Source organism: Frankia tisae, from assembly GCF_025403405.1.
Classification (GTDB): domain Bacteria; phylum Actinomycetota; class Actinomycetes; order Frankiales; family Frankiaceae; genus Frankia; species Frankia tisai.
This window is the reverse complement of sequence record NZ_JANEZT010000199.1, coordinates 1-12,322: the sequence shown is the minus strand read 5'-3', so window position 1 is coordinate 12,322 and position 12,322 is coordinate 1. Positions and strand designations below refer to the sequence as shown.

Sequence of the window (12,322 nt, the reverse complement as noted above, 5' to 3'; positions counted from 1 at the left end):
CACCCACGCCGGCCACATCGTCCCCCGAACCCGGTGGACAGCCCCAGGCATTCCCCATGGCGGCCCTTCCGGCCTCCCGCCTGGGACGAGTCGCGGTGCGCGGGAAGAGTTGCGGTGCGTTTTGCGCGGTCTGCAGGCTCAGACCGCGCAAAACGCACCGCAGTTGGCCCCGCCCTGGTTCGGACTCGTTCCGGCTTTCACGCCTGCCCGGAGGGACAAATCGCCCGCCGAGGGCTCCGGATAGGCAGGGCGTTCGAAGATCGTGCTGGTCAGGGCGTGTGGCCGGATGGTGCCGGGTCATCAGGGCCGGCGTGTCGATGTGAGGCTTGTCCGGCGTGCGTCGATGGTGGCACCAGTCGGTCGTGTCAACCGGCCGGATGCGGGCCGCCGTTGCGAGCCGCGGTTCGCCGGACCGAGCTCCCCCTGCGCACTTCCCGGCCGCCGGGCGGTCATCCCCCGTCCGGGGGATCTTCCTACTGCGGGCGGCCGACGCTCGTCGGCTGGTCGGGAGCGTCCCCGGGGGGCGCAGGTGTCGGAGCGCGGGCCACGCCGCGGTCAACAGACGGGGCGCCAAGGTGGGGCGACGGGGGCGCGGCCCTGCGATCAGTGGTGGCGGCATCGCGTCCAGGCCTGCTCCCGTGACATCCGTCGCCGTGTCGCGGATACCCCCAGGGGGTTATCGTGCACTATACGGGGGAGGGGTACTTTCGGGCTGCCGGGCGGACGAGTCCGGGCTGTGGACAGTGGCTGAAGAGATGAGGACCGCGATGACCGCGATCGCCTACACCGTGACCGGGATGAACTGCGAGCACTGTGTCCGCTCGGTGACCGAGGAGCTGGAGCGGCTGCCCGAGGTGGCCAGCGTCGCGGTGGATCTCGCGGACGGCCGGGTCACGGTGGTGAGCGAGGGCGCGCTGGCGGACGGCGCCGTCCGCGAGGCCGTCGCAGAGGCCGGGTTCGAGCTGGTCGGTCGGGCCTGACACCCGCGCGGTACCGCGCGGCGGGGCCGGGGGAGGAACTTCACGTGACGAACGTCGGGATCGAGGCCGGGGAGCCGGCCCGACTCGAGCTCGCGATCGGCGGCATGACCTGCTCGTCCTGCGCCGCGCGGGTAGAGCGCAAGCTCAACCGGATCGAGGGCGTCAGCGCGTCGGTCAACTACGCCACAGAGAAGGCGACCGTCACCCTCGCCCGGCCGGCGCCTGCCGGCGTGGCCGGCGTGGCCGGCCCCGTGACGGTCGACGAGCTGATCGGGGCCGTGCAGGCCGCCGGCTACACGGCGAGCCTGCCCGCCGCTGCGGCGCGGCCGTCCGCCACGACGGGCGGTGCGGCCACCGCCGGGTCGGGCGGTACGGCGGGCGGTGCGGCGGGCGCCGACGGCGACGAGGCGGTGCCGGAGGGCGCGGACCTGCGGGCGATGCGCCGACGCCTGACCATCTCGGCGCTGCTGGCGCTGCCGGTGCTTGTGCTCGCGATGGTGCCCGCCTGGCAGTTCGACTACTGGCAGTGGGTCAGTCTGGCGCTGGCAACACCGGTCGTCCTGTGGGGCGGCCGGCCCTTCCACGCCGCGGCGGCCCGGGGCGCCCGGCACGGCGCGGTCACCATGGACACCCTGGTCTCTCTCGGCACGCTCGCGGCCTTCGGGTGGTCGCTCTACGCACTGATCCTCGGCGGGGCGGGCGATCCGGGAATGCGGCACTCCTTCTCGCTGACGGGCGGCGTGCCCGACGGCGCCGCCACCGCGATCTACCTGGAGGTGGCCGCCGGGGTCACGGTGTTCCTGCTCGCCGGGCGGTTCCTCGAGCTGCGGGCGCGACGCCGCTCCGGCGCGGCCTTGAGGGCCCTGCTGCACCTCGGGGCGAGGGACGTGACGGTGCGTCGCCCGAGGGCCGGGTCCGCGGGCTTGCCGGTCCCCGCGGGCTTGCCGGTCGAGGTGCGGATCCCGGTCGACGAGTTGCGCATCGACGACGAGTTCGTCGTCCGCCCCGGCGAGAAGATCGCGACCGACGGGGTCGTGCTCGACGGGGTGTCCGCGGTCGATGCGAGCATGGTCACCGGCGAGTCGGTACCGGTGGAAGTCGGGCCGGGGGATCCGGTGGTCGGCGCGACCGTGAACGCGGGCGGCCGGCTCATCGTGCGGGCCACCCGGGTCGGGGCCGACACGCAGCTTGCCCGCATCGCTCGGCTCGTCGAGCAGGCCCAGAGTGGCAAGGCGCGGGTCCAGCGGCTGGCCGACCGGATTTCGGCGATCTTCGTTCCCGTTGTGATCACTGCCGCGCTGGTCACCCTGGGCGCCTGGCTCGTGGCTGGGCAGCCGGCGACGGACGCGTTCACCGCCGCGGTCGCCGTCCTGATCATCGCCTGCCCGTGCGCGCTGGGCCTGGCCACCCCGACGGCCCTCCTTGTCGGCACGGGACGTGGCGCGCAGTTGGGCATCCTCATCCGTGGCCCGGAGGTCCTCGAATCGACGCGGCGGGTGCAGACCGTGCTGCTCGACAAGACCGGCACGGTGACCACCGGCCGGATGCGGACCGCCGCCGTCCACCCTGCGTCGGGGGAGAGCGCCGCCGACGTGCTCCGCCTCGCCGGGGCGGCCGAGGACGCCAGCGAGCATCCCATCGCCCGCGCAATCGCCGACGCCGCCCGAGCCGCTGCCGCTGCCGCTGGATCGTTGCCTCCGGTGACGGACTTCGCCAGCGACGCCGGGCTCGGCGTGCGCGGCACGGTCGAGGGCCGCGCGGTGGTCGTCGGCCGGCCCAGCCTGTTCGCCGAGCTGCCGGTCGAGCTCGCGGACACCCTGGCCCGGGAGCGCGACGCCGGGCGCACCACGGTCGTCGTCGGCTGGGACGGTGCGGCGCGCGGGTTGGTCAGCGTCGCCGACACGGTCAAGCCCACCGCCGCCGAGGCCGTCGCCGCGCTGCGCCGACTCGGCCTGCATCCGGTCCTGTTGACCGGGGACGCGGGGCCCGTGGCCCGCGCGGTCGCCGCCGAGGTCGGGATCGCGCCCGCGGACGTCATCGCCGAGGTCCTGCCCGAGGAGAAGGTGGCGGTGGTCCGCCGGTTGCAGGCCGAGGGTCGGGTCGTGGCGATGGTGGGCGACGGGGTCAACGACGCCGCCGCGCTGGCGCAGGCCGACCTAGGGCTGGCGATGGGCGGTGGGACCGACGCGGCGATCGAGGCGTCCGACCTGACCCTGGTCAACGCCGACCCGCGGCTGGTGGCCGACGCGATCCGGCTGTCCCGGGCCACCCTGCGCACGATCCGGGGGAACCTGTTCTGGGCGTTCGCCTACAACCTGGCGGCGCTGCCGCTGGCCGCGGCCGGCCTGCTCAATCCGATGATCGCCGGCGCGGCGATGGCGTTCAGCTCGGTCTTCGTCGTGACGAACAGCCTGCGGCTGCGCCGGTTCACCCCGCTGCCGCCGGCCGACCACGTGACGTTGCCGTCAACGCGGTCGGCCCCCGCGGTCGGGGCGCGATCTTAGGCCGGCGGCTCCAGCCGGGGAAACACCGGGGCGGGGTCGGCAACGCAGGGGCCGCCGTCGCCGCACTGGGCGGCGATGCGCGACGCCGCGTCGGGCAGGAACGGGATGAGATGGGCTGCGATCTCCCGGCAGGTGGCGACCAGCTCGGCGAGCACGGCGTCGAGGGCGGCCGGGGCCGCGTCCTCCTTGCGCTCGGCCTTGGCGAGATCCCAGGGGCGGGCGGCCTCCACGTACCGGTTGCCCTCGTTGCCGATCGCCGTCACGGCCTCGGCGGCGCGGCGGAAGTCGAACGCGGTGAACGCCGCGTCGATCGTCGCCGGGGCCTGCTCCCGGGCCGCCCGCAGCGCCGCGGCCCCCGGGTTGTCCGCCGCCACGGGCGGGATCACCCCGTCCCGGTAGCGCTTGACCATCGACACGGTCCGGTTGACCAGATTGCCGATGTTGTTGGCGAGGTCCTCGTTCGCCCGGGTGAGCAGCCGCTCGGTGGTGTAGTCGGTGTCGCCGCTGCGGGCGACGTCGCGCAGCATCCACCACCGCAGCGCGTCGGTGTTGTACGCGGCGACGATGTCCGCCGGGTCCTCCGCGTTTCCGGCCGACTTGGAAATCTTCTGGCCGTCCGCGGTGAGGTACTCGTGCACGAAGATGGTGTCGGGCAGGCGCACCCCGGCGGAGAGCAGCATCGCCGGCCAGTAGACGGCGTGGAAGCGGATGATGCCCTTGCCGATGACGTGGACGCGGGCGTCGCTGTCATTCCACCAGTACTGGAAGCTGGCGTCGTCGTTACCGTACCCGGGCGCGGTGATGTAGTTGCCGAGGGCGTCGAACCAGACGTAGATGACCTGGTCGGGATCGCCGGGCACCGGAATGCCCCAGCCGCGCGCCCGGCTCATGCTCCGGGATGCACTGAAGTCCTCCAGCCCAGCCTCGATGAACGACAGCACCTCGCGCTTGCGGGTGGCCGGCTCGATGCGCAGGCGGTCGCTGGAGATGAGCTCGTGGAGCTGGTCGGAATAGCGACTGAGCCGGAAGAACCAGTTGCTCTCCTCGACGAGGTCCGGCACGGTCCCGTGCTCCGGGCAACGGCCGTCGACCAGCTCGTCGGGGGAGTAGAACAGCTCGCAGCCGACGCAGTACAGGCCGGCGTAGCTCTTGCGGTAGAAGTCGCCGCGCTCGGCGCAGGCGGCCCACAGCTTCTCCACACCCGGTCGGTGCCGCGGGTCGGAGCTGGTCTTGATGAAGTCGTCGAAGGAGAGGTCCAGCGGCTCGCGCAGGGAGCTGAACCGGGTGGCCACCCGCTCGACGTATTCCGCGGGCGTGATTCCCTCGGCCTCGGCGCCCTGGACGTTCTTCAGCGCGTTGTCGTCGGTGCCGGTCTGGCACCGGACCTCGTCACCGCGTGCCCGCAGATGCCGGGCGAACGCGTCGGTCTCGACCAGCTCCAGTGCGTGCCCCACGTGCGGCTTGCCGTTGACGTACGGGATGGCCGTCGTCACGAAGTAGCGACCCATCGGTTTCGGATCCTCCCGCCCCGGTGCGCAACCTCGCTGATGAGGCTCCGTCGGGGCCTCATCGGTGGTCTGTCAGGACGCGCGGAAAAGGCCGGATGGCATGGACATCAGCATCATCCGGAAGCTCGCCGCCTCGGCGGTGACACGTGCCGTCGACACAGGGAAATCCTACCCGCCCGCCCCCGTGACGGCCGCCGGGAGCGGCACCGCCCGCCTACGGCTTGCGGGCGACGCCGGGGTAAACGCTGACCTCGGCGTCGGTCAGCCTCTCGCCGGTGGGGCCGGTCGGGCCGGTCGGGCCGGTGAGGAACCGCTCGATCTGGCCACGGCGGGCGGGCCGGCAGTCCCGCGCGCCGTCGAAGCAGTGCCGATCATCCGCTGGCGCCGGCTGATCGGGCCGGCTTCAGCCGCCGGCCGTGACGGGGAACTGTGGCCCGTCGCCTCGTTCGAAACCCAGGAGATTGGCGATCGTGACCTCGCCGATCCGCGTCAGCGCATCGGCGGTGAAGAAACCCTGGTGTCCGGTCACCAGAACGTTCGGGAACGTCAGCAGCCGTGCGAACAGGTCGTCGTCGAACGCTCCCCGTTCCGACCGGTCCTCGAAGAAGAGGTCGTTCTCCTCCTCGGCGAGCCTGGTCAGCACGCCGGCCGACACCTCGTCCTCGACGGACACGCAGACCGCAGCATGTCCCTGCGCCAGACCCGCGGTCTGTTCGGCCAACCGGTGCTCGAGAAAATTCAGCTCGAGGTCACCGGTCCGGGTGCTGCTCAGGAACCGGCGATCACAGTCCTTTGACGAGAAGACCGCGACCCGCACGTTTCGTCCCCGTCCCTTCGTCCCGCGCCGGTGCCCGCCCAAGACGGTACCGGGTGCAGGGACGGATCCCCGCAGGAACCACGGTACCTACCCGGGTCCGGGTCCGGGACCAGGCCGTGCAGACGGGGCACGACCAGCACAGGAGCGAGGAGTGATGCGGCCGGCCGACATTGGTCCGCGCGCCGTGGGCCGCGACGTCGACCGCAGGCACGAGCTCGGTCATCCGCGTTCGGTCATCCGCGCCGGGTAAAACCATATCTCCAAACAACCCGGAACGGTTCAGGCCTGTCCGTCACTTGACAGTGATGTAATGTGCCACGAAGTGCGCAGTATATTCTTCCTGTACGTCTCGCCTGGGGTGGTGCAGGTCACCGCTGTCATTCACCTGGCTGACGCGGGCTTTCTTGGCGGGGACGTGGGTTCATTGCCATCTTTGCCTGGGTAACAGCATGTGGCTGGAGGAAATCCGTGCTCCGCAGTCGCCTCCTTCCCGGTTTCGCCATACTCGCCGGGACACTCCTATTCGCCGCCTGCTCCGATGACCGAGCTTCGGGTCTCTCGGCACCTGGCGGGGCCTCCACCACGGGTACCTCCGCGGTGACGACCGCCACTGCCGACACATCGACGACAAGCACGACCGCGACCCGCACGCCAACCACGACCCGCACGCCGACCGCGACCCGCACGCCGACCGCGACCCGCACGCCGACCATGACCCGCACGCCGACCACGAGCGCAACGCCGGTCCGGCCAGCAGTCGCCCTGGACGGCGATGTCGACGGTGACGGTCGACCTGACACCCTGACCATCACCCAGCCGGGGACGCTCCACGCCCGCTACTCCGGAGGAGGCGACGACACAGTCCGCTTTCGGGCCGGTGACCCGACGTTCGTCGACATCCACGCCCAGGTCCTTGGGGCGGCCGACGCCGACCGCGATGGCCACGCCGAGGTGTTCGTCCAGGCCGACCAGGGCGCGTCCATCCAGACCGCGGCCGTCTTCCGATACTTCGACGGTCACCTGCACCTGGTCACCCGGGCCGGGCAACAGGCTGCGCTTGCCTATGGTGGATCAACCGGATTCGTCGCGACGTGGGCGTGCCGCCCCGCCGCCGTCCCCGCGGCGGCAATCGTCACCGAGACGGGGCCGAGCACCTCATCCGGCGCTTATACGTTGAGCATCGACTACTACCGATTCCAACAGGCCAGCCTGGTGCCGCTCGCCCACCGTACCGCCGTCTCCGGCCCCCTCGACAGTCTGTCGGGCGCCCGTGACGAGGTCTCGGGAGCGGCCGGCTGCGGACAGGCGCGGCTGAGCCCGTGACCGGCCCGGTGCGCGTACAGAAAGCTGACCGGCCGGTCGGCCTGGCTCAGGAGCCTGGCTGAAAAGCCCGGAATTAGTCGGGAAGCCCCGGCAGATCGGGATCGGTGCCGGCCTCAAGGCGGGCGTCGACGGCCTCGGCCACGATCGTGGCCAACCGGTCGGGAGCGTCGAGCATGACGAAGGTGGAACTGCCGGAGACCTCGACCAGCCGGGCGTTCGGGAACGCCTGCGCGAGCCGGCGGGCGTGGTCGAGCGGGAAGAGCTTGTCGTCGGTGCCCCAGGCCAGCACGACGGGGCGGGAGAATCGCTCGATCGCGGGAGCCGCCCGCATGGTCAGGGCGGGATCCAGGGAGGCCGTCACCCGCACCGCCTCGCGCCTGGTGCCGGCGTTCGTCGCGAACGGCCCGAAGATCTCGTCCTGCCGGGGGCGGGGCACAGCCGTCACGCAGACCGCCTTCATGAAGAAGCCGCGGCCGGGCCCGCTGGCGAGCGCGCCCAGTACGACGGCCCCGAGCCGGCGGCTGGCCCGGCACAGCCGGGCGATGTGCCGGAACGACCCCGGCGGGAAGTGCTCGTAGCTGTCGCAGTTGGTCAGGACGAGGCCGCCGATGCGGGCCAGGTCCAACGAGTCGTCCCCCAGGGCGGCGAGGACCAGGCCGCCGCCGGTGTCGTTGGCGACGACCGTGACGTCGTCCAGATCGAGAAGCTCGATCAGATGGAGGATCCGACGGGCGGTGGCCGCGGCGCTCAGGTCCGCGTCGCCCACCGGCTCGTGCGCGCCGAGCGGCCAGGTCGGGACGATGCAGCGGTACCGGTCGCCGAGCAGGGCGACGAGGTCCTTCCACAGGGCACCGGTCACGTAGACGCCGTGGACGAACAGGAGCACCGGCCCGGTACCGGTGTCGGTGTAGCTGACCGGTACCCCGTCGACTCCGTACTGGTGGACGGCCATCGCCGCCTCCCTCCTGCGGCGGCCCTGGGCCGCCTGAGTTGTGCGAGCCCTGACGTCGATGCCGGCTCTGCGCGACGGCCCGGCCGCGAAAAGCGACGCCGACGTGTCATCTCGGGGATTCTCCTCGGGTCCAGCCGTTCGTGCGTGACGTGATCGCTGCGGGCGTTCAGAACCCCCACCCAGATGCGTCGGCGGGCTGTTCATCCAAGATGGCGCCATCCAGGTGCCTTCGCTTTCATGAATAGCCTCCGCCCGCTGCGAGTGGCCGGTAGCCGTGACGCGAACCGACGGCGACGACGGCGAAGACCACTAGCCCCCCCCGCAGCGGCGGCCCCGCCCGGCCGGCCCGGGTCAGCAGGGCCCACGGCCATCCCTCGCCGGGACGGTCAGGTCGCGGCGCATGAAGATTTGGGCGTCGACCTGCAGGCCGCGGGAGCGGGCCCAGCCGTCCACCGCGGCGAGCAGGTGTCCCCCGAGTCCTCGCCGGCCGTGCGCGGGCAGGACGGCGAGCTCCTCGAGGTAGCCGAGCCCGTCGCGTATCGAGGCGATCACCACTCCGACCGGGGCGCCGTCGCCTACCGGGCAGCGTTTCCGGGTGGTGATCTGGACAGCGGACGGCTGCGCGGATCTGGCACTGCCGGTGGTCTTGACTTCACGTTGACTTCAGGTTCGAGGCTGGTCTGCGACCGGGTGTGGTGAAGGTCCCGCCGGACGGCCCGGGCCGAGGAGGGCCGTGATGGCAGGCAGTTCGCCCAAGGCAGCGCCCGATCGTCCGGGTCTGCCGAACCCCCGGCCCGGTGAATCCGGCGCCGCGCCTGCAGGCGCCAATACGAGCGTTGCCGCCGCGCCGGGGCAGGAATCCGGGACGTCGGCCGGGCCGGCGGCGTCGACGCCGGCCGCCGGAATCGATCGGCAGACCCGGCTCACGCTTGCCGTGCTGGTGCTCGGTGGGCTGATGGTCGTACTGGACGTGACCATCACCAATGTCGCGATCCGCAGCCTCTCCCGCGACCTGCACGCCCCGCTGGCGGTGATCCAGTGGGTGACCACCGGGTACACGCTGGCACTGGCGGTCGTGGTGCCGACGGCCGCGTGGCTGGCCTCGCGGCTCGGCACCCGCCGCGTCTACGTCGCCGCGCTGGGCCTGTTCGGGCTGGGTTCACTGCTGGCGGGGCTGGCCCCGAACATCGGCTCGCTCGTCGCCTTCCGGGTGCTGCAGGGGATCGGCGGCGGGCTGGTCAACCCGATCGCGATGACGATCGCGATGCGCAGCGCCCGGCCGGAGGTCCGGGGCCGCACGATGGGCGTGCTGGGGCTGCCCGTGCTCGTCGGCCCGCTCGCCGGGCCGACGCTCGGCGGGTGGCTCGTCGAGTACTCCTGGCGGTGGATCTTCCTGATCAACGTGCCGATCGCACTGGTCGCCATCCCGCTGGCGCTGTGGCTGCTGCCGCGGGACGCGCCCGAGGGCGCCCGTGAGCGGCTCGACGTGCCGGGGCTCGCACTGATCGGGCCGGGGCTCGCCGCCGTCGTGTACGGGCTGGCGGAAAGCGGCCGGCGCGGCACCCTCGTCTCGGCGGCCGTGCTGGTCCCGGCGCTGCTCGGCCTGGCGCTGTGCGTCGTGTTCGTGCTGCGGGCGCTGCGGCTGCGCACGCGGCGCCCGCTGGTCGAGGTGCGCCTGCTCGGCCGGCGTGCCCTCGCCTCCGGCACCGCGACGCTGGGCCTGTTCGCGGCCGCATACTTCGGCTCGATGTTCATCGTGCCGCTGTACTGGCAGCTCGTCCGGGGGCAGAGCCCGGCGGCGGCCGGGCTGCTGGCCATCCCGCAGGCGCTGACCACCGGGCTGTCGTTGCAGGTCGCGAGCCGGCTGATCGACCGGGTCCCGCCGGCGCGGGTCGTCGGGGCGGGCATCGTGATCGCGACCGCCGGCTTGCTGACCACCCTGCTCCAGCTCGACCAGGACACGCCCTACTGGCGGCTGCTCACGTCGATGGCCGTGACCGGGATCGGGACCGGCGCGACGATCATGCCCACGATCACGACGGCGATGCGCCACCTGCCCGACCGGGACACCGCCGCCGGCAGCACCCTGCTGAACATCACCAACCAGGTCGCCGTCTCCGTCGGTACCGCGCTGACGTCGGTGCTGCTCGCGTCGAACCTGGTGAGCCTGGCCGGCCTGGACCAGGGCGCCGACCTCTCCGGAGACGTCCCCGCCACCGCGGCCGGCGGCGTGGTCGCGGCCTTCCGCCACACCCTGCTGCTCCCGGTGGCCCTGATGGCGGTGGCCGGCGTGGTCGCCCTGCTCCTGCTGCCCCGCGGCGGAGGAGACAAAGCCCCGGCCGCGGGCGAGGTGGCCCGTGCGGCATCCTGACCCCGCCGACTGATCCCGCCGACTGATCCCGCCGAGGCGGGGCCGCAAGGCACCCTGCGCACCGCAACCGGAGGATCTTCACGGTCGTCGACCGGCCGGCGGTGTCCGGCGGGTTCGCCGCCGGTTGGCGATCCGCCGGTGAAACGTGCCGAGAGCGTGAGAGTCCTCACGCCCGGACGGGTCATCCGTGGGGAGGGGTGGGAGGAAAGTCCGCTGCTGAGGCGAATCGCCGGTCGGGGGACCCCCGGCTAGGCCAGCCTCGCCTATCGATCAGTTGTTCGGGACCGGGCGTATGGCGGATGTACCGGGCAGTATCAGGACAACGTCGTCATCATTCCGCCCCCGTCCCGGGTCCGGCACCCCGCCGAAACCATCCAGGACGGCGGTCGCGGTCTGTGGCCTCGGAGCTGCTGCCAGGACGCGATCCGCGTCGCCGGCCGGCCGGGGCCCGGCGTACAGGCCGCCGCCGGTGGGCGGCCGGGGCAAACCCCCGTCCGCCGGCGGCGCTTCAGCGGGCGCGCCGATGGGCGGTCGCGGGCGTGCCGCTGGCCACGCGGAGCGCGGGTGGCCGAGTGGACCTGCGAGGATCGGGGGCATGGTGGTTCCCTCTGCCGCGCCGGCCTCCGAAGAGCTGTTCCGGCGCGCCGAGCGTGTCGTTCCCGGTGGGGTCAACTCCCCGGTCCGTGCCTTCCGGGCCGTCGGCGGCACCCCTCGCTTCATGGTGTCCGGCGACGGCCCGTATCTGACGGACGCGGACGGGCGTACCTACGTCGACCTGGTCTGCTCCTGGGGGCCGATGATCCTCGGCCATGCCCATCCCGCCGTCGTCGAGGCGGTGTCGCGGGCGGTGTCCGCCGGCACCAGCTTCGGCACGCCGACGCCGGGTGAGGTGGAGCTCGCCGAGCTGATCGTGGAGCGGGTCGGCCCGGTCGAGAAGGTGCGGCTGGTCAACTCCGGTACGGAGGCGACGATGAGCGCCGTGCGGCTGGCCCGGGGCTTCACCGGCCGGTCCACGATCATCAAGTTCGCCGGCTGCTACCACGGGCACGTCGACGCCCTGCTCGCCGCCGCCGGCTCCGGGGTGGCCACCCTCGGGCTGCCCGACACCCCCGGCGTGACCGGCGCCGCCACCGCCGACACCATCGTCCTGCCCTACAACGATCTCGCCCTGGTCGAGGCCGTCTTCGCCGAGCGCGGCGACACGATCGCCGCGGTCATCACCGAGGCCGCCGCGGCCAACATGGGCGTGGTCCCGCCGTTGCCCGGCTTCAACGCCGGGCTGCGCCGGCTGTGCGATGTCCACGGCGCGCTGCTCATCCTCGACGAGGTGATGACCGGCTTCCGGATCTCCCGGGCCGGTTGGTGGGGCAACGAGGGCGCCATCGAGGACTGGTCGCCGGACCTGTTCACCTTCGGCAAGGTGATGGGTGGGGGCCTGCCCGCGGCGGCGTTCGGCGGCCGCGCGGACGTGATGGCGCGCCTCGCCCCCGCCGGCCCCGTCTACCAGGCCGGCACCCTGTCCGGCAACCCGATCGCCGTCGCCGCCGGCCTGGCCACGCTGCGGGCCTGCACCGACGAGGTCTACGCCACCGTCGACGCCCGCTCCGCCGACGTCGCCGGCATCGTGTCGACGGCGCTGACCGAGGAGGGCGTCGCCCACCTGCCCAGCAGCGCCGGCTCGTTGTTCAGCTTCTTCTTCACCGACGCCGCCGCCGTCGTCGACTACGCCGGTGCCCAGGCGCAGAACGCCGCCCGCTACGCCGCGTTCTTCCACAGCATGCTCGACGCGGGGATCTACCTGCCCCCGTCGGCGTTCGAGGCGTGGTTCGTCTCGGCCGCCCACGACGACGCCACGATGGAGCGGATC

Annotated in this window: 9 protein-coding genes; 5 read left to right on the top strand and 4 right to left on the bottom strand. The window is 72.7% G+C overall.

What is annotated here, in order from left to right; genetic code table 11:
- Positions 1-767 precede the first annotated feature (767 nt).
- Both NBZ85_RS18820 and NBZ85_RS18815 read left to right on the top strand, forming a co-directional pair.
- Positions 768-980, top strand: a complete 213-nt coding sequence (locus tag NBZ85_RS18820) for a heavy-metal-associated domain-containing protein (RefSeq protein WP_261558112.1) — start codon at positions 768-770, stop codon at positions 978-980.
- A 44-nt stretch (positions 981-1,024) separates the two neighbouring features.
- Positions 1,025-3,484: a heavy metal translocating P-type ATPase gene (locus NBZ85_RS18815; RefSeq protein WP_261562326.1), complete on the top strand. Its 2,460-nt coding sequence runs from the start codon at positions 1,025-1,027 to the stop codon at positions 3,482-3,484.
- Here NBZ85_RS18815 and metG read toward each other — a convergent pair.
- Together metG and NBZ85_RS34070 are read right to left on the bottom strand one after the other, a co-directional pair.
- A complete protein-coding gene (gene metG, locus NBZ85_RS18810; protein WP_261558114.1) occupies positions 3,481-4,992 on the bottom strand; it encodes a methionine--tRNA ligase in 1,512 nt (503 codons plus the stop codon). The two genes, NBZ85_RS18815 and metG, sit on opposite strands and share 4 nt — an antisense overlap.
- A 403-nt stretch (positions 4,993-5,395) precedes the next feature.
- Complete coding sequence (locus NBZ85_RS34070; RefSeq protein WP_261558115.1) at positions 5,396-5,809, bottom strand: hypothetical protein; 414 nt, start codon at positions 5,807-5,809, stop codon at positions 5,396-5,398.
- A 597-nt stretch (positions 5,810-6,406) separates the two neighbouring features.
- On the opposite strand from NBZ85_RS34070, the gene NBZ85_RS18800 reads away from it, so the two are divergent.
- The gene (locus NBZ85_RS18800) at positions 6,407-7,132 is read left to right on the top strand and encodes an FG-GAP repeat domain-containing protein (protein ID WP_261558116.1); all 726 of its coding nucleotides are present in this window, start codon (positions 6,407-6,409) and stop codon (positions 7,130-7,132) included.
- 73 nt (positions 7,133-7,205) lie between these two features.
- Here the strand turns inward: NBZ85_RS18800 and NBZ85_RS18795 are convergent, their stop codons facing one another.
- Together NBZ85_RS18795 and NBZ85_RS18790 are read right to left on the bottom strand one after the other, a co-directional pair.
- Positions 7,206-8,084 carry an alpha/beta fold hydrolase gene (locus tag NBZ85_RS18795; protein WP_261558117.1) on the bottom strand — a complete coding sequence of 293 codons (879 nt, stop codon included), beginning with the start codon at positions 8,082-8,084 and terminating at the stop codon, positions 7,206-7,208.
- A gap of 351 nt (positions 8,085-8,435) precedes the next feature.
- Positions 8,436-8,687 (bottom strand): GNAT family N-acetyltransferase, encoded by a 252-nt coding sequence (locus NBZ85_RS18790; RefSeq protein WP_261558120.1) that lies wholly within the window; start codon positions 8,685-8,687, stop codon positions 8,436-8,438.
- A gap of 133 nt (positions 8,688-8,820) precedes the next feature.
- Here NBZ85_RS18790 and NBZ85_RS18785 point away from each other — a divergent pair, with 133 nt between their 5' ends.
- The gene (locus NBZ85_RS18785; protein ID WP_261558118.1) at positions 8,821-10,455 is read left to right on the top strand and encodes a DHA2 family efflux MFS transporter permease subunit; all 1,635 of its coding nucleotides are present in this window, start codon (positions 8,821-8,823) and stop codon (positions 10,453-10,455) included.
- A gap of 595 nt (positions 10,456-11,050) precedes the next feature.
- Positions 11,051-12,322 (top strand): glutamate-1-semialdehyde 2,1-aminomutase (hemL, locus tag NBZ85_RS18780; protein WP_261562325.1); only part of this gene is annotated, 1,272 nt, incomplete at its 3' end.

Bases quoted from the DNA above. Each gene is read 5' to 3' on its own strand.
- metG (WP_261558114.1), bottom strand. From the start codon at position 4,992: ATGGGTCGCTACTTCGTGACGACGGCCATCCCGTACGTCAACGGCAAG.
- NBZ85_RS18795 (WP_261558117.1), bottom strand. From the start codon at position 8,084: ATGGCCGTCCACCAGTACGGAGTCGACGGGGTACCGGTCAGCTACACC.
- NBZ85_RS18785 (WP_261558118.1), top strand. From the start codon at position 8,821: ATGGCAGGCAGTTCGCCCAAGGCAGCGCCCGATCGTCCGGGTCTGCCG.
- NBZ85_RS18820 (WP_261558112.1), top strand. From the start codon at position 768: ATGACCGCGATCGCCTACACCGTGACCGGGATGAACTGCGAGCACTGT.